Origin of the sequence: Bacillus sp. JCM 19034, assembly GCF_001310635.1 — a bacterium.
Taxonomy (GTDB): domain Bacteria; phylum Bacillota; class Bacilli; order Bacillales; family Bacillaceae_D; genus Halalkalibacter.
Window position 1 is genome coordinate 31,210 of the sequence record NZ_BAXR01000019.1, and the last position, 24,140, is coordinate 55,349.

At 39.3% G+C, this 24,140-nt stretch carries 21 protein-coding genes and 5 pseudogenes; 7 read left to right on the forward strand and 19 right to left on the reverse strand.

Features of this window, described 5'->3' with window-relative positions; genetic code table 11:
* Positions 1 to 126: 126 nt before the first annotated feature.
* The 4 genes and pseudogenes from JCM19034_RS17300 to JCM19034_RS17315 form a co-directional block, all read right to left on the reverse strand.
* Positions 127 to 1,936 (reverse strand): annotated as a pseudogene (locus tag JCM19034_RS17300) (polysaccharide biosynthesis protein).
* Between the two features lie 252 nt (positions 1,937 to 2,188).
* Positions 2,189 to 2,959, reverse strand: a complete 771-nt coding sequence (locus tag JCM19034_RS17305) for a tyrosine-protein phosphatase (protein WP_062051730.1) — start codon at positions 2,957 to 2,959, stop codon at positions 2,189 to 2,191.
* Positions 2,960 to 3,039: 80 nt separating this feature from the next.
* Positions 3,040 to 3,735, reverse strand: a complete 696-nt coding sequence (locus tag JCM19034_RS17310) for a CpsD/CapB family tyrosine-protein kinase (protein ID WP_062051732.1) — start codon at positions 3,733 to 3,735, stop codon at positions 3,040 to 3,042.
* Between the two features lie 25 nt (positions 3,736 to 3,760).
* A pseudogene (locus tag JCM19034_RS17315) lies at positions 3,761 to 4,455 on the reverse strand (YveK family protein).
* Between the two features lie 181 nt (positions 4,456 to 4,636).
* On the opposite strand from JCM19034_RS17315, the gene JCM19034_RS17320 reads away from it, so the two are divergent.
* Positions 4,637 to 5,548 carry an LCP family protein gene (locus JCM19034_RS17320; protein ID WP_062051735.1) on the forward strand — a complete coding sequence of 304 codons (912 nt, stop codon included), beginning with the start codon at positions 4,637 to 4,639 and terminating at the stop codon, positions 5,546 to 5,548.
* Between the two features lie 167 nt (positions 5,549 to 5,715).
* Here JCM19034_RS17320 and JCM19034_RS17325 read toward each other — a convergent pair whose 3' ends face one another.
* Entirely contained in the window at positions 5,716 to 7,005 is a 1,290-nt protein-coding gene (locus JCM19034_RS17325; RefSeq protein WP_062051737.1) for a peptidoglycan-binding protein, read from the reverse strand.
* Positions 7,006 to 8,359: 1,354 nt separating this feature from the next.
* On the opposite strand from JCM19034_RS17325, the gene JCM19034_RS17335 reads away from it, so the two are divergent.
* Positions 8,360 to 8,959, forward strand: a complete 600-nt coding sequence (locus JCM19034_RS17335) for a hypothetical protein (RefSeq protein ID WP_156324042.1) — start codon at positions 8,360 to 8,362, stop codon at positions 8,957 to 8,959.
* 139 nt (positions 8,960 to 9,098) lie between these two features.
* Here the strand turns inward: JCM19034_RS17335 and JCM19034_RS17340 are convergent, their stop codons facing one another.
* Positions 9,099 to 9,278 (reverse strand): aspartyl-phosphate phosphatase Spo0E family protein, encoded by a 180-nt coding sequence (locus JCM19034_RS17340; protein WP_062051743.1) that lies wholly within the window; start codon positions 9,276 to 9,278, stop codon positions 9,099 to 9,101.
* 120 nt (positions 9,279 to 9,398) lie between these two features.
* Entirely contained in the window at positions 9,399 to 9,653 is a 255-nt protein-coding gene (locus JCM19034_RS17345) for a LytTR family transcriptional regulator DNA-binding domain-containing protein (protein ID WP_082394181.1), read from the reverse strand.
* Positions 9,654 to 9,808: 155 nt separating this feature from the next.
* Between JCM19034_RS17345 and JCM19034_RS17350 the strand changes: the two genes are divergently transcribed.
* A complete protein-coding gene (locus JCM19034_RS17350; protein ID WP_062051749.1) occupies positions 9,809 to 10,627 on the forward strand; it encodes a hypothetical protein in 819 nt (272 codons plus the stop codon).
* 84 nt (positions 10,628 to 10,711) lie between these two features.
* Here JCM19034_RS17350 and JCM19034_RS17355 read toward each other — a convergent pair whose 3' ends face one another.
* Positions 10,712 to 11,152, reverse strand: a complete 441-nt coding sequence (locus tag JCM19034_RS17355; protein ID WP_062051751.1) for a hypothetical protein — start codon at positions 11,150 to 11,152, stop codon at positions 10,712 to 10,714.
* A gap of 348 nt (positions 11,153 to 11,500) precedes the next feature.
* On the opposite strand from JCM19034_RS17355, the gene JCM19034_RS17360 reads away from it, so the two are divergent.
* The 3 genes from JCM19034_RS17360 (at position 11,501) to JCM19034_RS17375 (ending at position 13,393) form a co-directional block, all read left to right on the forward strand.
* Entirely contained in the window at positions 11,501 to 11,827 is a 327-nt protein-coding gene (locus JCM19034_RS17360; protein WP_062051753.1) for a nuclease-related domain-containing protein, read from the forward strand.
* 659 nt (positions 11,828 to 12,486) lie between these two features.
* Complete coding sequence (locus tag JCM19034_RS17370) at positions 12,487 to 12,948, forward strand: NUDIX hydrolase (RefSeq protein ID WP_062051757.1); 462 nt, start codon at positions 12,487 to 12,489, stop codon at positions 12,946 to 12,948.
* Positions 12,941 to 13,393, forward strand: coding sequence for a VanZ family protein (locus JCM19034_RS17375; RefSeq protein WP_062051759.1), 453 nt, complete (start codon positions 12,941 to 12,943; stop codon positions 13,391 to 13,393). Before JCM19034_RS17370 ends, JCM19034_RS17375 begins: the two co-directional genes overlap by 8 nt.
* A gap of 227 nt (positions 13,394 to 13,620) precedes the next feature.
* Here the strand turns inward: JCM19034_RS17375 and JCM19034_RS25300 are convergent.
* A pseudogene (locus tag JCM19034_RS25300) lies at positions 13,621 to 14,759 on the reverse strand (CapA family protein).
* A 260-nt stretch (positions 14,760 to 15,019) separates the two neighbouring features.
* Here JCM19034_RS25300 and JCM19034_RS17390 point away from each other — a divergent pair.
* Positions 15,020 to 15,535, forward strand: a complete 516-nt coding sequence (locus JCM19034_RS17390) for a sigma-70 family RNA polymerase sigma factor (RefSeq protein ID WP_062051767.1) — start codon at positions 15,020 to 15,022, stop codon at positions 15,533 to 15,535.
* A 148-nt stretch (positions 15,536 to 15,683) separates the two neighbouring features.
* Here JCM19034_RS17390 and JCM19034_RS17395 read toward each other — a convergent pair whose 3' ends face one another.
* The 10 genes and pseudogenes from JCM19034_RS17395 to JCM19034_RS23550 all read right to left on the reverse strand — a co-directional run.
* Positions 15,684 to 16,625 carry a methyl-accepting chemotaxis protein gene (locus tag JCM19034_RS17395; protein ID WP_370622176.1) on the reverse strand — a complete coding sequence of 314 codons (942 nt, stop codon included), beginning with the start codon at positions 16,623 to 16,625 and terminating at the stop codon, positions 15,684 to 15,686.
* Positions 16,626 to 16,631: 6 nt separating this feature from the next.
* Positions 16,632 to 16,970, reverse strand: a pseudogene (locus JCM19034_RS25305) (HAMP domain-containing protein); the annotation flags it as partial.
* A 363-nt stretch (positions 16,971 to 17,333) separates the two neighbouring features.
* The gene (locus JCM19034_RS23540; RefSeq protein ID WP_082394185.1) at positions 17,334 to 17,906 is read right to left on the reverse strand and encodes a TetR/AcrR family transcriptional regulator; all 573 of its coding nucleotides are present in this window, start codon (positions 17,904 to 17,906) and stop codon (positions 17,334 to 17,336) included.
* A complete protein-coding gene (locus tag JCM19034_RS17405; RefSeq protein WP_062051772.1) occupies positions 17,903 to 20,995 on the reverse strand; it encodes an efflux RND transporter permease subunit in 3,093 nt (1,030 codons plus the stop codon). The genes JCM19034_RS23540 and JCM19034_RS17405 overlap by 4 nt, the downstream gene beginning before the upstream one ends.
* 1 nt (position 20,996) lies before the next feature.
* On the reverse strand, positions 20,997 to 22,352 hold the full coding sequence (locus JCM19034_RS17410) for an efflux RND transporter periplasmic adaptor subunit (protein WP_062051775.1): 1,356 nt from the start codon (positions 22,350 to 22,352) through the stop codon (positions 20,997 to 20,999).
* Positions 22,353 to 22,569: 217 nt separating this feature from the next.
* Positions 22,570 to 22,734, reverse strand: coding sequence for a hypothetical protein (locus JCM19034_RS21990; protein ID WP_156324044.1), 165 nt, complete (start codon positions 22,732 to 22,734; stop codon positions 22,570 to 22,572).
* On the reverse strand, positions 22,731 to 23,018 hold the full coding sequence (locus JCM19034_RS23545; protein ID WP_231687017.1) for a hypothetical protein: 288 nt from the start codon (positions 23,016 to 23,018) through the stop codon (positions 22,731 to 22,733). The genes JCM19034_RS21990 and JCM19034_RS23545 overlap by 4 nt, the downstream gene beginning before the upstream one ends.
* Positions 23,015 to 23,629, reverse strand: a complete 615-nt coding sequence (locus tag JCM19034_RS17415; protein ID WP_231687018.1) for a helix-turn-helix domain-containing protein — start codon at positions 23,627 to 23,629, stop codon at positions 23,015 to 23,017. Before JCM19034_RS17415 ends, JCM19034_RS23545 begins: the two co-directional genes overlap by 4 nt.
* A gap of 72 nt (positions 23,630 to 23,701) precedes the next feature.
* Positions 23,702 to 23,761 (reverse strand): hypothetical protein, encoded by a 60-nt coding sequence (locus JCM19034_RS25310; RefSeq protein ID WP_370622177.1) that lies wholly within the window; start codon positions 23,759 to 23,761, stop codon positions 23,702 to 23,704.
* Positions 23,762 to 23,934 (reverse strand): annotated as a pseudogene (locus JCM19034_RS23550) (transposase family protein); the annotation flags it as partial.
* Positions 23,935 to 24,140: the final 206 nt, after the last annotated feature.

Here is a 24,140-nt window from a genome sequence, read left to right on the forward strand (position 1 = left end):
TCCTAGTTCTTAGTTAATTAGTACTTATTTCATTTCTATCAAATAACTACTGATCAACCAATCCTCTGTTCACATAGAATAAGTCAGCCACTTATTCTTTAAATGGCTAACTTATTCACAAGCATTCTATACTAACTCTTTCAATTCTTTCACTTTGAAATTAGCAATATCAAGCAACTGCTTCCGTAAACATTCCCGATCTTCATTATGGAATCGGTCTACTAAATCAAAGGTGACATTAATATTAACAGGTGGTGTCTTTCCCCGGTAAATCTTCGGATACACTTGTTCACTATGAACCTCATCTTCACCTAGTAACTCTTCAAACATCTTCTCACCTGGTCTCATTCCTGTAAAGACAATCGGGATTTCATCCTCTGTATACCTGATAGCTTAATTAAATTACGGGCTAGATCAACTATTTTGACTGGCTCTCCCATATCTAGTACAAATACTTCGCCGCCTTCTGCTAACGCACCAGCTTGGAGAACTAATCGTGACGCTTCTGGAATCGTCATGAAATAGCGAACCATTTTCGGGTCGGTGACGGTGACAGGACCACCAGCCTGTATTTGATCTTTAAATAGCGGAATCACACTTCCACGACTTCCTAATACGTTCCCGAATCGGACCGCTACAAAGCGGGTAGAACTGACCATATCCATATGCTGTATAATCATCTCAGCAATTCGCTTCGTTGCCCCCATTACACTAGTTGGATTAACAGCTTTATCGGTTGAGATCATCACAAATGTATTTACATTCGCATTACTAGCTGCTTCTGCAACATTTCTTGTACCGATAATATTATTTTTCACTGCTTCTTCCGGATTGCGTTCCATAAGCGGCACATGTTTATGGGCAGCAGCATGGAAGATTACATGCGGCCTTCTCGTATTCATAATTTTAAACATTTTATCACGGTCTTGAACATCAGCAATTTCCGTTGAAATGTTCAAATCGGGTATGTTGCGTCTTAACTCCATTTCAATCGCATAAATGCTGTTCTCGCCATGACCTAATAAGACTAACTCTTCTGGTGAGAAATTCGCAATTTGACGGCAAACCTCTGAACCAATCGATCCACCTGCACCTGTAACAAGAATTGTTTTCCCTTTAATGTATTTCTCAATTCCGTCGATATCTAAATCTACAGGATCACGACCGAGTAAATCTTCTACTTCTACATCTCTAAACTGGCTAACTGAAACTTTCCCAGACATGATATCTTCAATACGGGGGAGAATTTGTGTCTTAGCCTTCGTTTTTGCACATTCGTTGAAAATATAGTTAATTTTTTCTCTTGAAAGCGATGGAATGGCGATAATAATCTGTTCAATCCGCTTACGCTTAACGACTTCTTCAATTTCCGAAACACCGCCTACTACCGGTAGATCAAGAATTTCTAAATTTTGTTTAGCCAAATCATCATCAATAAAGGCAACAGGCTGCAGCTCAGACTCTTGGCTTTGTTGCAGTTGTCTAGCAACCATCGTCCCACCTGCACCAGCACCGATAATTAATGTGTTCTTTTTATCCTTGCTTGGTTTAATATAACGATCTCGAACTAAACGCCAAGAGAATCGAGAACCACCTATAAAGAGAATATGCATCATCCACGTAATCGCTAGCGTTCGTAATGAGATGGTCTGGAAGAATAGTAGTTGTACGATTGCTGTTAAGGCGATCGATATTGTTACAGCTTTGAAAATCCCTATTAACTCAGATATGCTCGCATACTGCCAAGCCTTCTTATACAGTTTAAAGTAATAAGCAAATATATGATGACTAATTAATAATGTGATAGAACTCACAAATAATACCATTGTAAAAGGGTTACCTAGTGGAGCTAATAAAAAGTTACTAATAAAAATGGCAGTCAATACGATTGCCGAGTCTACAAGCATTAAAAAGCAACCCGTTTTCGATACGTCATTTCTTGTCACCTTTCTTTCAAGTATTTATAGTTACCGTTCCATTAGTAATAATTTAAGAAATAAAACCTTAATCGAATCTTCTTGGTTTTAAGATTACTCGAATAAGGTTTTATTAAAATAATGGGCATCTAACCCACCCTCACACTATACCAATGACAACATTTGTGTCTAAGGTATAAAACCCACAGCATAGCCGAGTACCCCCATCGATAAAGGCAAGGAGGTATTGCCTATTGTTATGACTGCAACATTTAGAAAATTCCCAATAATTTCTTCCTAGTCCGGATTTTCTCAGGCGGTTCAGCATAAACAAACTGACCTTCAACTAAAAGCTCAGCATTTTCTTTAAATTGAACAATCGTTTCATAATCAAATAGCTTCTCAACTTCATGTAACGCTTCTTCCATTCTGAACGCCCGTTCAGCCAAATTATGGGCATCTGAAGCAATGAAATGAGTTAAGTTTGCTTCTATTAACTGTTCAGAGAACTTTTTTATTTTTTTGCCAAAGTGTCCAGTTATACTTGAGGTCGTCACTTGAGTTAATGCTCCATTCTTCACAAATTCATAGAGCATGTCAGGCTGTTCCATCAAGACTTTGTTTCGCTCTGGATGGGCAATGATCGGCGTATAATCTTGCATACGTAAATCATAGAATAATTGTTTCGTATAACGTGGAATTTGATTGGACGGAAACTCGACTAATATGTACTGATTATGCCCCCCATATGAGAGGAGTTCACCGGTTTGAAGCTGTTCGTTCATCTCACCGAACAAGCGAATTTCCTGTGCTGGTAGTACATTAAGTGAAATCTCGTATTCTTTTAAGCTAGCATTCAATTCCTGAACAGCTTTCAGTACTGCTTGACCATCGTTCATAAAAGAAGGGTGCTTATGATGCGGGGTAGCAACAATCGCTGTAATCCCTTCTCGTTCTGCTTGCTGTGCCATCGCCATTGCTTCTGCAACAGTTTTGGGACCATCATCGACCCCAGGTATAATATGGCAGTGGATGTCAATCATCATAACACCTTCTTCCATTAATAATTGTTAATTTTTTGTTAAATCATATACACTCTACCATATACTAACAAATAATTAAATTAATCGTTAGAATAATAATAATATTGTCCTTCATTCACTTCTTTGTTGTTTAATACTACACCTAAAATTTTCGCTTTCGCCTTCGTTAGTAGTTCCTTTGTCCTAACCAATTGTTCCTTATCGGTTTTACCGCTAGACGTTACTAAAATCGTTCCGTCAACCTTACTGGCAATAATTTGGGGATCAGTAACGGCCGCAACTGGAGGTGTATCTAAAATAACGATATCAAACATTTCCGTTGCTTTACTTAACGTTATTTCCATCATCTTCGAGTTCAGGAGCTCGGATGGATTCGGTGGAATCGGCCCCGAAGTAAGGATCGTTAAATTCTCAATCTTCGTCTCTTGACAGGCTTCTGCAAGCTCTTCCTGCTTCGTTAAAACACTCGTTAAACCGTGGGTGTTAATCGTCTTAAACGTATAATGCATCGTCGGCTTCCGTAAATCAGCATCAATCAGTAAAACACGGTTACCGTTCTGAGCCATCACAACCGCTAAATTGGCCGACGTTGTTGATTTCCCTTCCCCTGGACCTGATGATGTTATGGCTATTGTTTTTAATTGTTCATCAACTGAAGAAAATTCAATATTTGTCCGAATTGTTCGATATTGCTCTGCAATCGGGGAGCGTTTATCGGTATCTGCAATTAAATTTCGTTGGTTGTTTACTTTTGTATTTCTATTTGCTCGTGCCACGCTATCGTTCTCCTTTGTCGCTATTTCATCTTGCCTTTTTCGACATGACGTTTTCCATATTTGAAACAACTCCGAGGATCGGAAGCTCCGTTAGCTCCTCGATGTCTTTTTCCGTTTTCACCGTTGTATCTAAATAATCTAATAAGAAGGCTACACCGACGGCTGCCATCAAACCGACAACGAAGCAATCGCCATATTTAATGTTGGATTTGGTGCAACAGGTGATGGTGAATCACCGACTACAGCATAAGAGAGAATATGAACGTTATCTACATTCATAATTTCTACAATTTCCCGTTGGAACACTTCCGCTACCGTATTGGCAATTAAGGCGGCATGTGCTGGTTGTTCGTGTTCTACCGTTATCCGAACGACCTGTGAATTGTTTTGCGGATTGACACTAATCATATTAGTTAATGTACCGAACGATTCGGTTAAATTCGCTTCTTCAATTACTTTATCTAATATAATTGGATTACGTATAATTTCCGTATATGTGTTGATTAATTCAAGGTTTGTACGAATTTCGTTTTGACTTACCTGCTGATCTGAATTCGTATGGTTTACTAAAATTTGAGTTGAACTCTGATAAATTGGGGTGAGCAATAAGTAGGTAACTAAGGCACTGACGACAACAGCTATAATCGGAATCGTGATTATTAAACTAAGCCTCTTTTTGATCGTCAGGATAATATCTTTTAAACTAATTGTTTCTTCCATCTTTAACTGAACCCTCCTACGATTTTCACAATAGCTATGAGGATTATATCATAGTTTGTCAATTTCTGTTCATTAAAATTTTGTTGAATCTCATTATTACTATAATTTATAATAAGTAAGTAATCTAGCTACTAATTTTGGAAATAGGGCAAATACACTATGGAAGGGCGTTCATAATAGAATGACGAAGAAGAAAATCTTTATAAGTATAGGTATTTTGTTTGGTGTAATGTTCCTAGCAGTTGTTGCATATGGCTTTTATTTGTATAAATCTGTTGTCGATACGGCAAATGAAATACATCAGCCGATTGAGAGGACAAGTGAACGTCGTGAAAATGTAGTCGATTTCGAGAATCAAGATCCAATCTCGTTTTTAATTGCTGGTGTCGATTCACAAGGTGAAACGCATGCAGGTCGATCAGATACACTTATCGTGATGACCGTTAATCCGAATCAGCAGTCGATTAAAATGTTAAGCATCCCCCGCGATACTCGTACCGAAATTATCGGCCGTGGAACAATCGAAAAAATTAACCATGCCTATGCGTATGGCGGTGCTGCAATGTCGATGGATACGGTTGAGAACTTTCTCGATATTCCGCTCGATCATTATGTGAGTATAAACATGGAAGGTTTCAAAGGGTTAGTTGATGCAGTTGGTGGGGTAACAGTCGAAAATGATTTTTACTTCACTCAAGATGGACATACCTTTAATGAAGGTGAAATCTTTTTGGACGGTGATCAAGCACTTGCATACTCACGAATGAGAAAACAAGATACTCGCGGTGACTTCGGTCGTAATGACCGTCAACGACAAATTGTCGAGGCCATGATCCATGAAGCTGCACATATCGGTTCCATTACGAAGGTTGGAGAGATTTTAAATGCTGTCGGTGGCTCGGTTAAAACGGACTTAGCGTTAGATGATATGTGGACCATTCAATCGAACTATCGTAATGCTCGTCATAATGTTGAGCAAATGACACTTTCAGGAGACGGAACGCATATTGATGGCCTTTATTATTTCATAGTGCCGGATGATGAAGTCGCTCGAGTTAGTCAAGAGCTCCGTGCACATTTGGAATTGGATTGATAGTTTTGAACATGAGCCCCTGCTTTCGTCGAAGCAGGGCTCTTTTCTATGTTCTTTGCAAATATTGTCGAAATGTGTTATGGTTTCGAACGGGATTAATTGGTGAAACGTAAATACAAATAAGGTTGACCCAAATAGAGATTGGATCAACCTTACAGATTGTTAATTTAATGAAGCCTTTTTGCACCAAGGTAGCGTTGGCTCCAGTAACTATTATCTAAATTTGCAATCGTCACACCTGTTGAAGAACCGCTATGTACGAACTGGTTATTTCCTATATAAATACCGTTATGAGACGGTCCTCCAGTCGTGTCAAAAAAGACGATATCACCAACTGCTGGCTTTGAAACAGATTTACCTGCATTCCATTGTAATGCAACTGTTCTCGGAATGGAGACACCTTGTTTATTAAAGACATATTGAACAAATCCACTACAATCAAAGCCATTCGTCGTTGTTCCTCCCCATACATACGGAACACCGATTAACGTCGCAGCATCGGCAACTACGTTTGTTACAAATGCCGATGAATTAGACGAGGAGCCGCTTCCATTTGAAGCGTTTGAATTTGAGCCGCCGTTTTTATTCGTAGCAATCTCTTGTAGCTTCTTTAACGTCTGGGGGCCAGCAATACCGTCAACCTTTAAGTTGTGTAGCCGCTGGAAGCTGCGAACGGCATCTGCTGTAATCTCACCATAATATCCTGTTGGCTCTCGCTGGAAAACACCGACTGAACGAAGCTGCGATTGTAACTCGTTAACAGCTTGTCCTGTACTGCCGATACGATAGATTTTTGTCGGATCAAGCTTAGACGTTTCTTTTGGTAGTGACGGCTTATATTCAGGCTCCTTCACTTCTGTTTTATTTTCATTTAATAGTTTACTAATTGTTTGTGGGCCGACAATTCCATCGACTTTAATTTTCATGTCACGTTGAAAATCCTTTACCGCTGTTTCCGTTACACGTCCGAAGTAACCTGTCACATCAGTGCGGAAGTATCCTTCTTCTTTCAATAGCTTTTGAAGCTCTTCGACATGATTCCCACTTTGGCCACTGCGAATCAATGTTGAATGATTAGCTAATGACGTTGATTGACTTGAACTAGATGATTTCGAGTTGGAATTGGACGATGTAGGCGGAGCTGCGTTTCCTTCCATTAATTGAAGCAGCTTATTCAATGTTTGAGGCCCAGCAATGCCGTCGACCGTTAAATTATGCTCCTTCTGAAACTTCCGGACAGCATCTTGCGTAATGTCGCCATAATACCCAGTTGATTGGTCGTAGTTAAAAAATCCTTTCTTCTTTAACGCATCCTGTAGATCCTTGACGTCTGGATCATTCATCCCTTTACGTAGCGTTTGATCACCTAAAGCGGCATCTGCAACTTGCGGTGTAGCGATCAAGAGTCCAGTCGCAAATGCGGAAGAAATAACAGCTTTTTTCAAAGTTTTGTTCATATGGTTCGTTTCCTCCTTCTACACTACTAGTCTAATAGTCCGTTAATTTTTATTTTAAATGCCCATTCGAAATGTTTCCATCATTATTTTTTCTCAGTAAACGCTTTCATTATTATATATATAATAGAAGAAACTCGGATTTATCCTGATTTTAAACTAATAATTTTGTCTAAATTCATTCAAAAGTCCTACTATATTTACACTATTGTTTTTACTTTTTTTGAATAGTGAATGGTTAGTTTTTATAGTTTCAAACTTCCTTTTCCCTATTTTTCGGGATGTCATTAGCAACATATTATTTTTAAATCCCCGATCAAACGGAAAGGGTAAAGCAATGTAGGTAGATGATCCCTATTATATAGATTTTCACTCGTATAGTCTCAAAGGCCTTATAGCAATACTTATTTCATAAACAATGGATCAATGATCCTAATCGTAGCAGGATGTATATGCTAAAATTAAGGCAGACTAATCGACCCTTTTAAAGGTATAGCGGAACTCATTCATACTACGGAACATGAGGAGCTGAGTATAGTATGTGGAGATTGGTCATACAGAAGCTTAAATAATTACAAAGCATGATTCATGGAAATTGTTCACCTAACAATATACTCGTGTTGAATTATTTATTTAATGTGGGTTGAATGACGATTGGAGACCCTTGGAATGAATCCGTAGCATTAAGAAGCTTTGTGAAGAATGAAGAATACGATAAGAACGAGCTTCAATATTTTGATGAGGGTTATATCTATTGTTATTACTGTTAGAGGATAGCAAAAAGTTATGGCGATTCGGCAAAGGTGGCGGGTACAAATGTATTGAGAATAATGAGGCGTATTTTTATTTTTATATGTATCTAGCTAGTTGGTCGTATTAATCAGCAGATTTCATTTTGCTGTACATCTACTTAAAACGGGTACTCGGATTATCCTGTGAAAAAGCTAATGAGCTTTCAATCAAAGTGCTCATAAATAAGAGTTTAAAATCAGAGAGGATATGATTACGTTTACTTCTTTCCTATACAATAATTATTGTAATGAGCTAAATATAATATTAGGAGGGGTTAAATGAGTATTGATTATAAAAACGATATTACGAAATATCTTACGGCAGAAAAATTTAATGACTGGGGGAAGAAAGGTGATAGTCGTTACAAGGAAATATTAAAGACGTTAAATGTTCTCACATATGAGAACATATCTGAAGTATTTGAGGGGGATAATCATATATTAAAATTTCTTTGGTATAAGCTTTTGGTTTGTAAAAATATGCCCGCATATCAGTCTGATTGTGATAAAGCCTTTTTTGGTAAACTTAATCTACCTTCGTTTGTACCATCCGAATTAGTTAATGATTGGCAGAGAAAAAAGCAAATTGGAGTCCAGATACAGCAAACTCATATGCGGAACTATTTAAACGATTTCTCAATTTTTATTTGCCAGATATATTTCCAAGAAAAGAGGGTAATGATAGAGACAATATTAGATTGAAAACGGAATACACTAAGAACCTTTTAAGCGAATTAATAATTCATTCAACATATAAAAAGTTAAAGGAATGTCATAAAAACATTGCATATGATAACCAACTGATTTTATATAGTCATCTTATTTTCTTTCAAGAAGAATTGTTTCGTCAATTAGAAGACAATTGCGATAAAGACGCATTACAGAGTATGCAGGATTTCGCAAAATTAACGCATACTCCAGGAAATTTTATATTAGTGAGACCAGGAGAAAATTTTGTAAAGAATAACAGATATGGTGATTTTATAGATTTATATATAGAAGATCAAAATGAAAATTTCATTAAAGGACAACATTTAGGTATGTACAACGAACCATTATTTAGACGGAGGGGATACCAGGTATTTCCAGATAAAAAATCTTTAATGACTTGTGTTGATAATATTAATAAGAAAATTATTCAGAGAGAAAAAGAATTAAATAGATAAATTATTATATTAAATATGTAAGAGTAAATAATGAATAAGTGGGAATAGTAATTTCCACACGATAATCAGAATACCTTTTAAAACAAAATCCACACCAACTAACCGATTAATGTTAGTAAGTGTGGAATAAACATCACAATTATTCTCTTTTCTCTTTGTCATTGTTTTCCGCTAGTAAACAATTCAAATACTCGTCCAATTTTTGACTGTACATAAGTGTCTCTGGGTGATCTAATCCTTTTGTTAATCCCGTATAAATCATTATGGTACGTAACTTTTCAACTTCAACTGCAATATGTGAACTCGTCTTTGTGCCCATAACTTCCCCTACTTTTAGACTAACTACATATTACAATATTAAACTGTTTCAGTTAATAGGTTCGACAAAAGCTCCGACAAATAGACAAGATTATAAGTAAAAAGACATTGGCCTATCTGTTTATTCAAGCGACTTACATTTTTTTGTTTTAATTATTATTATTCCGAGAATCGAAACTTGAGGAATTCTGTTGTAACTCTTTTTATCGAGGTTAATAAGATAGCTTTTGTGGTATCTGTAATAGCATTCATCGATACTTTCAAATTTTTTAAATTTACCGTAAAATTCATAAACCCCATTACGTTCGTGCAGGACCATTTTAGGCTCTTGTGCAGTAAGCCTTTTTTTCTGTTCAATTTCATGGGTCATTAACATTTCCTTATCGGGGTGTCATTGTCGTCAACGTGAGATTTTCTTTTTGGACGGTGTTGATATAGGAAATTTTCCCTAAAGTGTTCTCTAATACTAGACTTTTTTTGTCAGAAGATTATGATAGTAAGACAAACGTTTTTATTTGGGGGTATGATTTAATGAAAACCTTTACACTGAGGAATGGTACAGATTTAGCTGAATTGATTCCTGAACGAGGTGGGATCGTAACACGTTTGCAGCTTGAAGGGCATGATATACTCTATTTAAATAAGGACACGTTAGATGACTTAGAGGCAAATGTACGTGGCGGGATTCCCATCCTTTTTCCCATTAGTGGTCAGTTAGAAGAAAAGCAGTATGAGTGGGGCACACAGACATATACGATGAATAATCATGGCTTTGCACGAAATTTACCGTGGGAGGTTGTGACACAGGACGAGGACACCGTGACGCTTCGCTTAACGAGTAATGATGTGACCAAGGCTGCGTATCCGTTTGACTTTAAGCTTGAGTTCACGTATCGCCTTAACAATGAAGGCTTAATTATTGAGCAAAATTATACGAATCTATCGGAGGAGCAGATGCCGATGTACGCTGGCTTCCATCCGTATTTTCGTACAGCAGAGAAGGCAATAGTCGTTGAAAGTGACGCGACGATTATGCTAGATTACAATGATCATGACGTGAAGCCATTTGATGGTGTCGTTGATTTGAACGGCCTAAAGGAATCAATCGCTTTACTTGATACAGAGCAGAGTTATGTTGTATTTGAACTGCCGGAGATTGAAGCAAAAGTACGATTGAGCTATGGTGACGAGTTCCCGTATGTCGTGTTTTGGACAGAGGAAGGCAAGGACTTTGTCTGCGTTGAGCCTTGGATGGCGAAGAACGGTGAATTTCATCGTAAAAATGAGCTCGTATGTGTGAAGCCAGGTGAAACATTGAAGACATTTATTCAGATTACTATTGAAAGGTAAAGTATATGTAGGATGCCCTTAGAAGGATTGGATTTCTCCTTTAAGGGCTTTTTTCAAGTATATTTAGTGCTCGGTTCTATGAAGCTATTGCATCATATGCTCCATTTCACTAAGGCCGAATGAGATGATCGTATCAATTTCTTCAGTGGTGAAGCGTTTTTCAAGCGTATCGTGTATTTGCTTCTCGGCTTCCTCATCAATACCAGCTTTGGCAATATTGTATACTTCGATTAGCTCAGACCCTGTCATTCTAGCAACGAGTGCCTCTACTGTCTCTCCGCGTGCCGTTGCAACGAGTGTTTGTACCTCCTGAGCTTGCGGGATAGTACTTGCTGGCATCGCATCCTCTTGCTTCCACATGTCAGCTGTTACCTCTTTCGTTTGCAGCTGGTTCTCGCTTTTTTTCGGATGCTGCTCGGTAGCATAAGTCGCGTAATCGTCATTGTATGATTGATAGCCTAAATAGCCTGCACCGATTAGTAATAGGAACACAAAGGCCAACCCTGCACCAAATGCTTTCCACATGATCCTCAACTCCTTTTCTCTTTCTAGCATCATTGTAGCCAATGATTTAGAAAGGCATACGTGGGAGGTGGGGGGGCAGGGGTCAGACCCCTTTTTGATGTTGCGTGATGTTGCGTGCGGAATTTGTCGTAATTGCTCGTGTACGCGTTTTCACATGGTTAGGAAGCGTTTTCCTCCGTTTTTGTAACGTTCTCACGCATTGTTAGAGCGTTTTCACCATTTAATACAACGCTTTCACACACACATTCGCGAATTTATTCAAATAAATTCCTCCTCAATGAGAAGGAGTAACTCATCCAAACGGCGAATTACATCATTAACGAAGTAGCAATTGAAAGGAGTGAGGCAATGATAGTAAAGCCTTTGCGAGTTCCTCCCATTCTTTTTCAGCTTGATGCTTTAAGAAGGCGATTGCCAAGACAGCATGAACGACAGGCTGATATTAAGGAGCAATGGCGTAGGCGGGTGGCTGGCTTTAAGGGAGAGCAGTCGCTAGCATATGAGCTGAGTTTGATAGATCAAGATGAGTACTTGGTTTTTCATGATGTGCGTTTGCCCATCGGTGAGTACTTTGCACAGTTTGATTTGCTCATTTTATGCTCACGTTTTATAGTAATTATAGAAGTAAAAATATTGCCGGTCAGCTTTATTTCGCCCCCACCTTTCACCAGTTGATCCGAACGTTAGAAGGGGAAACAGAAACATTTCCCGATCCTATTGTTCAAAATGAACGACAGGTTATGCAATTTAGACGATGGCTCTCCTCTTATCAGTTCTCAGACATTCCACTACTCCCACTTGTTGTGATCAGCTCCAAGCACTCTCAAATCCAAACGAAATCAGGATATGAATCAATCTCCAACTATGTCATCCACAAAGCTTATCTCCCACAAATGATCCAACGCTACGAACAATTCTATCAACGTTCTCTCTATTCCGATCGTCAAGTTTTACAATTGAAGGAACTACTTTTACAATCACATACACCTGCTGTACATGATTGGGGTCTGACCCCCATGCCGGGCGTGCACTGTCCCACTTGTGACTCTCTCCCCCTTTCTCGCAACCGTGGAAAGTGGCTTTGTCCTTCATGTGGGTCTGTTTCACGTAATGCTCATTACCATTCTCTTCGTGATTATTTCTATTTAGTTAATACTAGTCTTACAAATGAAGATGCACAGCACTTTTTACAGTTCTATAACAGTTATCTTATACGGATTTGGTTAAAGTCACTAAAAAAGGGTCTGACCCCCATTGTGCCCCCATTGGTAAATATTTCTTATGACTTCCATTGTGATAAAATGTATAATTAAACCATGAGGGAGTGTTGTAACATGGATTACATACAGCATATTCGTTCAATTGCTGGGGCACAGCCTTTAATTTTAACAGCGGCTTCTATTATCGTCGTTGATGATAAGGACCGGATTTTGCTGCAGCATCGGGCGGATACTAATAACTGGGGATTACCTGGAGGCTTTATGGAACTTGGGGAGTCGATTGAAGAAGCAGCCCGTCGCGAGTTAAAAGAAGAGACCGGATTAACCGTTCATAAGCTAGAGTTGTTCAAAGTATTTTCAGGTGAAGATTTCTACTTTCAATATCCAAATGGTGATGAAGTGTATAATGTCATCGTCTCTTTTATAACTAAAGAGGTTAGTGGATTTTTGCGAATCGATGAAGAAAGTAAAGATCTAGGCTATTTCTCATTAGATGCCCTTCCTGAACAAATCATACCTACAACACAAAAGATGATTGAGCACTATCAAAAAGCTTACGGTGACCAACGTGCATAAACTCAACAAATGGTGGTTTATTGCCCTTGTTTGGTGTATTGCAATTGCGGTTGCTACTCGTCAGCCTAGCTTAACTGGTCAATCAACAGAATCCTTCTTTCAATTTATTGTTTTTATTGACCCTGAGATCGTTAACTATTTCTTTCGTAAAGGGGTTCATATAACTTCATTTGGGTTATTGGCCATATTTTTCTTTATGGCATTAGATTCCCTTCGACGCCGGAAATACCGCTATTATCTCGCCTGGGGGCTTGCGACGATTTACGGTGCCCTTGATGAATATCATCAAGCATTTTTACCAGAGCGAACTGCTAGCCTGTTCGATGTTTTAATTAATTCTCTTGGAGCCTGTCTGGCACTGATGATTTTCCACCTATTTTATGTAAGCCTCATTGAAAAAAGACGACGAATGCTGCATTGGCGAAAATTAGAGGAGAAAAAGTAAGGATATTTTTTTACTCAATATTCTTTCAAGATTGAATGATATTATATTTAAATAACTTAATAAAAATCGCCCTCAAACTAATTCTACTAAGAATTATTGAGGGCGATTTATTGTTGGTATTAATTTGTTCCTGTTAGTCCTTTTATTAAATCACTCCAAAACACCAAAATAACTGCTACTAATATAAAAAAGAAGCCTCCGCCATCAGCGAAAAGCTCCGTATTAATTTACTCTAAATATTGAACAACATGCTCGCTCATTTCTTCAAAAGTACTTCCATTAATAGGTGATGCCCCGACTTCAGCTAGCTCACGCACGCGATAACTTCCCTCTTCTCTTGTTACGACCGTTGGTTCAATGTGTGGCGAATGGACTTTTAGTGAGATGAGCTCATCATCAAGTGTGACTTTCGTTACATCAACTGTCGCGATTCCACCAATGTCAGTATAGTCAAAGTTCTGACCAGATAAAAAGTTTCCGAGCGAATAAAATACAGTCGTTTCATGGCCATCCTCTTGCTCAATCACATCAATCGGTTGGAGTACGTGAGGATGATGGCCGAAAATGATATCAACACCAGCTTTGGCAAGTAGGTTCGCTTGATGAAGCTGATCCTCACTCGGCTCAAGAATATATTCAGCTCCCCAATGCATGTGGACGATTAAAATATCGACTTGATCGCGCAACTCTTCTACATCTTCTTGCATTTGTTCATCATCGATCAACGCAACGACATAGTCATGTCCTTCTGGTACAGGAATTCCATTTGTTCCGTATGTATAAGCTAGAATACCGAGCTGATGCCGTCAACATCAATAATTCGCATGCGCTCACGGTCGTCTTGATCCCGATATGCTCCAACGTAATGAAGGCCGATTTCATCATAATAATCAATCGAATTATATACTAATTGTAAACCACGATCTAACGTGTGATTGTTTGCAACAGAAACCATATCAACACCAGCTAGCTGTAAATCACGAGCAATTTCCTGCGGACTATTAAAGGTCGGATATGTTGATAATCCCAATTCCTCTCCACCTGGCAGCGATTCCTGGTTCGCCATCATGAAATCTGGTTCTTCTAAAAGGTGGTTAACAGGTTCTAACATTCGCATAAAATCATAGCCGTCCTCAACCTCTGCCGTTTCATATAAGCGTTCATGCAGCAATACATCGCCGATCGCTCCGAGTGTGATTGTCGTCTCTTCTTCAACTGGAGGTGGTATAGGCTCTTCCTCATGCTCCTGTTCAACCGCTGTTTCTTCGGGCTCTGGATCTTGCTCTTCCTCAACTGGTGGTTCCGTCGCTTGCTGACAGCCACTCAGTATTAGCAGCAGTATCACTGCTGTTTGAATCCATTTCATTACGTTCACTCCATTTACATATCCTATATTTGTCTTCTATTGTAACACGTTTCTCCACTTACACACGATTTTTGTATTTTTTTCTATTTTATCAATTTTTATCTATCGAAAAAGGGTTTTTCACCTAAGGGAAAACGCTCATTTCCTTCTCATATAAACAAGCAAATATAACATTTCACTCCATGCACGATTCTCTTTATTTATGTATCGTGAATGTACCGGTAATTTGAAGAAGTGCACTTCTAGAAGGATGTACGAAAATGGTTGAAGGAATGTCTTTTCAGGAAGTTGCCAAAAAGTATGCACCTCTAATTGGAGGGCAAATCAATAAGCTGCACATTTATCGTGACTGGGATGATTTTTTTCAAATCGGTTTAATTGGCCTTTGGAAAGCATATCAACAATATGATAAAGAAAAAGGTAGTTTTGCTACGATTGCAATGCTGCGAGTGCGTGGACATCTACTGGACCATTTACGGAAGGAAGGGCAGCATCATAAGCATCATATTTATAGTAATGATGTCCTCTTCCATTACATTAAAGATAGAAATTGTGCTGTTTCGGAACTGCTAGATAGGCAGCTTGAGGAGTATACTGCATTTTTGAGCAAACGCGAAGCTCAATGGTTTATCGACACGATTATCTATGACAAAAAGCCAGCACAAATCGCGAAGGAACGAGGGGTTTCGACTAATACGGTTGGCACATGGCGAAAGAAAGCAATAAAAAAATTAAGAGCTGCCAAAGAAAAAGGTGAGCTTTATATCGGGGAATAATTCACAACTATCAACAGTAAGCCGAATTTTCTAATTATTTTGTGTATAAAGGCATTCTTATCCACAAGGTTATGCACACTTTTCACGTTTATTAAATAATAATCCACAAAAATGATCGTGATCTTCACGGTCATTCTTGTGGAAAAGTTTATGCCTTTATACCAATCTTTTTGACTATTTCGTTTAGAGAAACCGACATACTTTCGAGTTTATTCCCCATTTCTGTCAGTTGAGTCGCTGTCGAAAGCTGTTCTTCCGTAGTCGCTGCAATTTCTTCTGTTCCAGCCTGTGCATCATCAACACGTTGTGCAGTATTTATCATTAATTCATTAACACGCTCCCCACGATTAACCAGCTCAGTCATCACTTGCTTCATCGCAGTGGTTTGCTCTTTTATATCGCCTGTTTCATGACCGATTGATGTAATGACTTGCTCAGTTCCTTGCATTTCTTTAACGATGCCATTCATATCTGCTTCATTTTCCCGAATGTCTTGTACCATTTTCTCTACTTCTTGTTGGATGGCGGTAATATGCTGATGAATTTGTCCAATTGATTGCTGGGATTGCGTAGCTAAATTACGTACTTCATCAGCTACAACGGCAAATCCTTTCCCATGCTCTCCTGCACGTGCTGCTTCAATAGATGCATTCAGTGCTAATAAATTTGTTTGTTCAGCAATCGACGTGATCAGCTCAATAATCTCATTAATCTCACGTGATTTTTCACTTAACCGTCTAACGCCCGTTGCCGTTTGCGTAAAATTCGTTTGAGTTGTTTGAACTTTTTCCATTGATGCTTGTACTGTTTTCTGTCCTTCTTTCATTAACGTATACACATCTGTTGCCGACTGGTCGACTTGGTCGACACGACTAGCAAAGCTTTTAATCTCATCATTCGTCGCTTGCGTTTCTTCAACTACAAGCTGAACATCCTTTGTCATCGTTTCAGCCGACATTGAAAATTGCTCCGTCGTTGATGCGACTTGTTCAATTGATTGTTGTGTTTCTACTAATGCTTGTATCATTCCATTCGACTGCTTAGCTAGTTGATTACTCGATGATTGTAATTCGTCTACGAGAAACTGCATTTGCTCAGCTGTTGCATTAAATACCTCACCTAGCTGCTGAAGCTCATCGCCTGTACGAATGTGAATACGTTTTTCGTAATCATTGTTCTTTAGGGCTAGAGCAATCTCTGTTAATTTTGTGAGTGGTTTTTTTATTAGAAAATGAATAATGAAAAAACTCCCAATTGCCCCTATTACGATCATGATAAATGTCGTCACAACCATAACAGCAGTTGAGTTTTCAATATAATTATGTACTATACCAGTTAATGTTGTACTAACACTTGTTATAACAAAAATTAGTAATGTAAGTAATGCCGTTACCTTTAATTGCAAATTCATTTTCATACCTTGATTTGCTTCCATAAACTTTCCTCCTCATTCTTGAATGATTCAAGTAATTAGACCTACACTAAACCTCCTAATACTTGAGATAAATTTCAACAAAGCCGGAATTTTATGACTTTATAACTAGTATACAAGATTCTATATCATTATGATAACCTATATTATTCGACTTATTTCGACTTTTGTATTATTTATTGTTTAGAAAATTTAGGGGGTCACAGAGCTTCTCGCGTTAATTTTGTTACTACTATAGTGCTAATTCCAAATAGATTCCTCCTCAGTTGCTGCCAATTTCACCTTATTAGGCTTGCTTAAAACCTTATTAGTAGCCCATTGGAAACTACACAAAAGACAGAACCGGCAATGGTTCTGTCTTTTGTGTTAATGCTTTTTTAATCCTTGAAATAGTAGATCTACTTGAGTTTTTACCACTTCTTGATGAGTCTCTTTTTCTGTAGCTGGGTAGAAATAGATTACTTTCATACTATGAATAAGTGTGCTAGCTGCTACCTTTGGATGAACATGATCTCCTAGTTCTCCTGCTTCCTTCCCTTCTTCTATGACCATTGCGAGTTTATCAATGAACATTCCTTGTTGCTCGCGAAGCCAATCATGAAGTTCTTCCGGCATCTTACCGAAGTCACTTAGCATGAAATCTCGAAATTGCACTTCTTGTTGAAAGAAGAATAAATTACATTCATATAGACGTTCAACCTTTTCACGGACTGTTCCTGGCTTCTCTGTCTCCTGAACTAATTTCTTAAGGAAGAAACGGAAGGCCTCTTGTACGACTTCAAATAAAAGCGACTGCTTGCTTTCGAAATATTCATAGGTCGTTCCTTTTCCCACTCCTGCCGAGTTGGCAATTTCCTGCATTGTTGCCCGTTCGTAACCATCTCTTAGAAAAACATGAAAAGCGGCTTTTAAAATTTTTTTCGCGTTTTGTTTCCTTATTCTTCAATTGAATCGACCTCCCTCTTTCGTTTAAAAGAGAATGATCCCATTCGTTTTGATAAATTATCAAAGAAAATGTACATGACCGGTATTAAAATTAGCGTGAACACCGTTGAAGCCATCAAACCGAAAATGATTACGACCGCCATTGGTGTTTGTGCTTCTGCACCTTGGCCTATGCCGAGTGCAAGTGGTACCATCGCTAATGCAGTCGTTAACGTCGTCATGAAAATTGGACGTAAACGTGACCGACCTGATTCAATAATTGCTTCGGTGCGATCCATTCCTTTTTCCCGCAAAATGTTAATATAACTAACGAGCACGATCGCGTTGTTCACGACGATTCCGGCGAGCATGATGACCCCGACGAAGGCTGGAACACTAAGTGGTTCATTTGTAATAAATAGACCGCCAAGAACCCCGACAATCATCGTAGGTAACGAGAACATGATGATAAATGGGAATAAGAAGGATTCAAATTGAATCGCCATAACCATATACACTAAAAAGATTGATAAAAAGAACGCTAAGGCCAGCTGTTCAAAGGCATCGATCATTTCTTGCGATTGTCCGCCAAGTGATAAATTATATCCGTCTGGCTTATGCATTCGCTCAAGCTGAGCTTCAATTTGCGTTGTAGCTGTTCCAAGGTCTACACCAACTAAGTCACTTGTCACCCGTACTTCTCGTTGCTGATTGCTTCGGTTGATTTCCGTAGGACCTTGAATTTGCTGTAACTCCGCGATACTTGAAAGCGGGATTTCGGTTCCTTGTTGATTATGAATCATCATCGTTTCAATATCTTGAATGGTTTGACGCTGATCATCTGGTAAAATGACCCGAACATCAAATTCTTTACCCTCCTCACGGTAACGAGTTGCCACTTGACCACTATAGCCGAGCATGATTTCACTCATAACTTGCTGTTGTGATAAACCATATTGAGCTGCCATATCGCGGTCAACAACAATTTGTAGCTCTGGTCTTCCTTCCGAAATCGTACTGTCAACATTTGTGATTCCTTCATTATCTTCAATCATCCACATGACTTGCTGAGCCAAATCCTCTAGGACATCCATCTCAGGTCCACTAATGTTAATTTGAATCGGAGAACCTCCACCTAGACCCGCACCTACAGCTGTAATTGTCGTCTCTGCCCCAGGCAAATCAGTCATCTCATCACCTAAGGACTGAACGAATTCTTCCGTTGTCATACTCCGTTCAGACGGTTCGACGAGCTGGATAATGACCTCTATTTCACTTGAGCCACCGCCCATTCCTTGTGAGCTACCACCAATCATTGAATATCTTGTTTCAATGATCTCTTCATATGGTTCGAGCGTCTCATTCACTCGCTCAACCATTTCATCAAGCTCAGCTATCCTTGTCCCTGTTTGGGCAATGATGTTCATTTGAACTTGGCCTTGATCAGCCTCAGGTATAAAGGACATTCCAATAAATGGTGTGAGTGCTAAACTAGCAACAATTGAGAAGATTGTGAGGGCAACCGTTGTTTTTCTCTTTTTCAGTGCCCATTTTAATACACGCTCGTAAATGTTTGTTATTTTATCAAATAAACGGTCAAAGCCTTTCTTTTCCTCAGGCTCGCCGACTTTCACCTTCGATAACAGCTTGGAGGAGAGCATCGGTATTAACGTCAGCGACACGACCAGTGAAGCGAAGAGTGCAAATGCGACCGTAAAAGCGAGCGGTCGGAAAATTTGTGCTGGTAAACCTTCAACAAAGACAATCGGCAAGAAAACGACCACACTCGTTAACGTTGAAGCAAGGACGGCTGATGCTAACTCCGATCCACCTTCCTTCGCTGCTTCGATCATTGAATAGCCTTGCTGACGTTTACTAAATATATTTTCTAAAATAACAATCGAGCTATCGACCATCATTCCGAGTCCGAGTGCCAAACCACCCATCGACAGAACATTTAATGTCTCACCGGTAAAATACATGAGTGTAAACGTTGATATAATCGCAATAGGTATTGAAATCCCGATAACTAGTGTCGTTCTGATACTACGTAGGAATATGAGTAGAATAATAACCGATAGAAGAGCTCCAAGTAGCATATTATTGACGACACTCGCAATTGATTGTCGAATAAACTCAGATGTATCGATAATGACATCAACAGTAAACTGGCTGTCTCCTAAATCTTGCTGCACTTGTTCAATTGCACGATACATGTTGTCAGAAACTGCAACCGTATTTCCATCAGATTGCTTCATTATTGATAAAACAACTGCTTCCGACCCGTTTACTTCTGAGCGTACATCACGTTCAAGGAACGTATCGGTTACTTCTGCAACATCATTAACCGTAATCGTTTCACCTGTCGGAATCATTAACGGTGTATTGCCAATATCATCAATCGACGTGAAATCTCCATTAATTCGTAATTGTAAATCCTGTGTTCCGCGCTCAAGTGTTCCAGCAGATATTGACTGATTTTCTGCAGAAATGGCCTGAGCAATTTGCGAGCCGTTTAAGCCATATGTAGCAAGTTTTGCTTGATCCATTTGTACTTGAATTTCACGCGTGAGTCCACCTTCGATTGAGACAGAGGCGACACCGTCAACTCGTTCAAATGCTGGTTGAATCTCTGTTTCAGCCAACTGCTGTAAAATGTCTGGTGATGCCCCCGATATACTGACCCACATGACAGGAAGCTGTTGTGGATCAAAGCGTAAAATCGATGGTCGTCCAGCATTTTCTGGAAGTACTCCAACAACTTGATCAACACGTTCGCGAATCGCATTCATTGATTCATCGATATTCCGTCCCCAATCAAATTGTAGGATAACAAGAGAAGACCCCGCCGCTGACATCGATTCGATCGCTTGTACCCCTTCAATAGAGCCTACTGCTGATTCAATTGGCCTCGTAACAAGCTGCTCCATTTCCTGTGGGGCCGCACCTTGGTAAGAGGTCGCAATGACAGCAACAGGCACCTCAATTTCTGGGAATAAATCAATTGCTAAATTTTTTAAGGAAATTCCGCCGAGTACTAGTGCTGCTAGGACGATCATAATAACCCCGACGGGACGCTTTACGGATGTTTCTACTAATTTCATGCTACACCTCCTCGACGATTCGAACAGAGTCGCCATCGTCTATGAGATGCTGACCTTTGATTACGACTTGATCTCCTACCTCGATCTCTCCTCTAATTGCCGATTGCTCACTGTCAAAGCGAACAACTTCAACTTCAACTTCACGCACAGCACCATCTTCCACAACAAAGACATACGCACGACCTTGGCTTTCTAGGATCGCTTCTGTTGGTACAATTTGCTCATCCTCTACAAGAACTTCCTCGATAAATACAGAGGCAACCATTCCTTGACGAATTTCAGCATCTGTATTTTCAATTTCTATTTCAATTGGGAAAAGGCGTGAATCGTTGACAGATGGAGATATAAACGTTACTTCACCTGTTTGCAACTCTGATACTCCACTTACTTCAATCTCAACTTCCTGCTCAACTGAGAAATAGCTTAACTGTTCAGCTGTTACATTTAACGTCACAATGACCGAATCGAGTGAGATCAAATGAGCAAATGGTGCTTGTGGTGAAACAATGTCTCCCTCACTTGCTTCAATTGCTAGCACTTCTCCTTCAGCGGTTGCACGAATAACAGCATCATCTAGTCTTTCTTCTGAGCGCTCAACTGCTTTTTTCGCTTGATTGACCATTCTCTTCGCTTCCTCAACGGCAAGGTCCGCCTCAGTAACCGTAGAACGTGCCACATCTACACCTGTTTCCGCTTGCTCAACCGTCGCCTCAATCGAGGAGATGCTTTGCTGTGAGCTCATTTGGGCATTCCCACCTGTTTGTGAAGAGAGCAGCCCTTGTAAAAATTCTTCTGCCTGCTCAACTTGTTCTTCGCTAGCACCACCCTCTTCTAGCGATTCACGAAGACGCTCAACCATTTTTTCTGCCTCTTCAATTTGTGCCTCTAGCTCTTCTTCATACTCTTCCTTTGCTTCTTTGGCATCAGATAATCCTTTTTTCGCATGACTAAGCTGTGATTCGGCTTGAGTTACATTTGATTGTGCCTGCTTCTTTCCATTTTCTGCTCGACGCAATCCGTTACGAGCCTGCTCAAGCTGTGCTTCATCTGCTTCAAGCTGGAGTTGCAAATCCTGATTATCTAAGCGGGCAAGTATGTCTCCTTTCTCGACGTAGTCTCCTTTCTCGACAAGAACCTCGACAATTTCACCAGGCACCTTTGGCATAATCACTTGTTGTCCTCCGGCCTGCACTTGTCCGATAAAACGGTTTTCACCGATAATATCGCCTTTCTTAACTTCTTCAACAGCGACTACTATTTCTTCAGGTTCTGCTTCTGTATCTGTTTCTCCACCACAAGCTACTAAAAACAAGACAAAAAGACTAACAGTACACGTTGCGATTGATTTCAACGTCACGCTTCTCCACTCCTCTGTTTTTCTACATATCTCCGACTGACCAGTCAGTTTTGACCTACTTCGATTGTAATTTCTAGAACTACCTACGTCAAGAACATTCAACTGGTTTCATTATCTCTTAACAATCATTAATACGTATTTATTATGTGTGAAAACGCATAAAAATGGGGCGACTTATGACGTTTGATTGAATTAAATAGGCATGGGGCAATCTCCCTTACAACCCTTTGTCTTCTTCATCCTCACCAAATAAAAAGCCAAGGCCGATCAAAAGGCTAATTGTGTTAACAACAGTTGTTGGTATCAATAAAATTCTTTTCATAACTGATTTAATCCCCTTATCTTCACAAATTTGACGATTTTGTCCTTTTCCTGTTGTCATCCTCTATTACCATCTTCAAAATTCAGATTAACTGGCTCATCGGATAAATCTTCTGTAGCGTTATGATCTGTCACGGGGACACTTTCATCTACAACCTCAAAACTAAGATCGTCTATCCAAATTTGCCCTGAACCATGTAATAATATTCCGAACGCTATCAGTTCGCTTTTTACTGGAATATCCAATACAACACTATAATAATTCCATGAATTCGTCCCTTTGATCGGGCGATTCATCATATTGTCAAAGGCAAGCACCTCCCCAGAGGAATGGTCAATTCTCATCCATAAACCGGCCGAGCTTTAACATCCTTACTTTTTACAAATGCAGAGAAACGGATTCGCTCACCTAGATATCTATCTGATTTAATTTGTTGCATCAGTGTTGCAAAACCACGTGCTTTTTCATCTTTTGAAATCAAATATGCTGAGTAATTACCACTATGTACTATTTGGTTATCTAATCCGGTCTCGTAATCAGATGGTGATTCCCCTGCCATAATCCAACCAGCAGGTGCATTATTTTTTTTACTCATACTAAACTCCCCTTTTTCCATTAATTTTCGAAGCAATTTCCGATAATGTCCTGGCGTCCTATCATATGTTTTCTTAAAAGCTCTAGTAAAAGACTCTTGTGATCCAAAATGGTACTGCAAAGCAATGTCAATCACCCTATTATCTGTCATAATTAAATCTCTTGCCGCCTGAGTCATTCTTCGTTCCCGTACATAATCAACAACTGACTTCCCAATCACTTTTCGAAAAATGCGGTGAAAGTGAAACCTTGAATAACCGGCTTGCTTTGCAATGGAATGTAGTGGTAATTCGTCTGTTAAATGCTGTTCAATAAAATCTAGTGTATTCTTAATGGATTTTTCATACTCTTGATAGAGCACCTGAACACCTCCTAGCCTCATGTTTAACTATAACTGAAGACTCTATTAGAAACTTGACTTTTTGTGCTAAGCTTATGGATATTCGAACGACATCTCTGAACTAAGTGTTAATGCTTCTTGTTCCAACATTATCGTGTGACGTTGATAGCGTTCTACAAAAGACAACCGTTCATAAAACGTCTTCCCACATCTCAGACATCGATATCTTCTCTTATTCACATATAAGCTGATCTCTTTTTCATTTATACGTGTTCTTTGTACTTTTGTATTCGGTAACTATGGACACGTCTTGTCCGTTCTCCACACCCTGCTTCGAATGATCATGCCTTATATTCCTCTTTTTTCTCTTTGGTGTGCCAACTTTAAGAGTAACAAAGAGAGTGAATATAGTGCTTTTTTTTGCTTTTTTGGGGAGGAAGACAACCTTGTTTGATCAACCATCACCACCACATTTAGTATAGAGCCAAAAAAATCGGTTCATTTGTTCTACTTTAGGAATATTTGATTATAA

Excerpts from the sequence above, each read along its gene's own strand:
- JCM19034_RS17345 (WP_082394181.1), bottom strand. The coding sequence starts at position 9,653 with ATGTTAATGACCCATGAAATTGAACAGAAAAAAAGGCTTACTGCACAA.
- JCM19034_RS17390 (WP_062051767.1), top strand. The coding sequence starts at position 15,020 with ATGGTTGAAGGAATGTCTTTTCAGGAAGTTGCCAAAAAGTATGCACCT.
- JCM19034_RS17340 (WP_062051743.1), bottom strand. The coding sequence starts at position 9,278 with ATGGGCACAAAGACGAGTTCACATATTGCAGTTGAAGTTGAAAAGTTA.
- JCM19034_RS17360 (WP_062051753.1), top strand. The coding sequence starts at position 11,501 with ATGATAGTAAAGCCTTTGCGAGTTCCTCCCATTCTTTTTCAGCTTGAT.
- JCM19034_RS17405 (WP_062051772.1), bottom strand. The coding sequence starts at position 20,995 with ATGAAATTAGTAGAAACATCCGTAAAGCGTCCCGTCGGGGTTATTATG.
- JCM19034_RS17325 (WP_062051737.1), bottom strand. The coding sequence starts at position 7,005 with ATGAACAAAACTTTGAAAAAAGCTGTTATTTCTTCCGCATTTGCGACT.
- JCM19034_RS21990 (WP_156324044.1), bottom strand. The coding sequence starts at position 22,734 with ATGACAACAGGAAAAGGACAAAATCGTCAAATTTGTGAAGATAAGGGG.
- JCM19034_RS17350 (WP_062051749.1), top strand. The coding sequence starts at position 9,809 with ATGAAAACCTTTACACTGAGGAATGGTACAGATTTAGCTGAATTGATT.
- JCM19034_RS17355 (WP_062051751.1), bottom strand. The coding sequence starts at position 11,152 with ATGTGGAAAGCATTTGGTGCAGGGTTGGCCTTTGTGTTCCTATTACTA.
- JCM19034_RS17395 (WP_370622176.1), bottom strand. The coding sequence starts at position 16,625 with ATGCAGTTTCTCGTAGACGAATTACAATCATCGAGTAATCAACTAGCT.
- JCM19034_RS23545 (WP_231687017.1), bottom strand. The coding sequence starts at position 23,018 with ATGAGAATTGACCATTCCTCTGGGGAGGTGCTTGCCTTTGACAATATG.
- JCM19034_RS17370 (WP_062051757.1), top strand. The coding sequence starts at position 12,487 with ATGGATTACATACAGCATATTCGTTCAATTGCTGGGGCACAGCCTTTA.
- JCM19034_RS17320 (WP_062051735.1), top strand. The coding sequence starts at position 4,637 with ATGACGAAGAAGAAAATCTTTATAAGTATAGGTATTTTGTTTGGTGTA.
- JCM19034_RS17305 (WP_062051730.1), bottom strand. The coding sequence starts at position 2,959 with ATGATTGACATCCACTGCCATATTATACCTGGGGTCGATGATGGTCCC.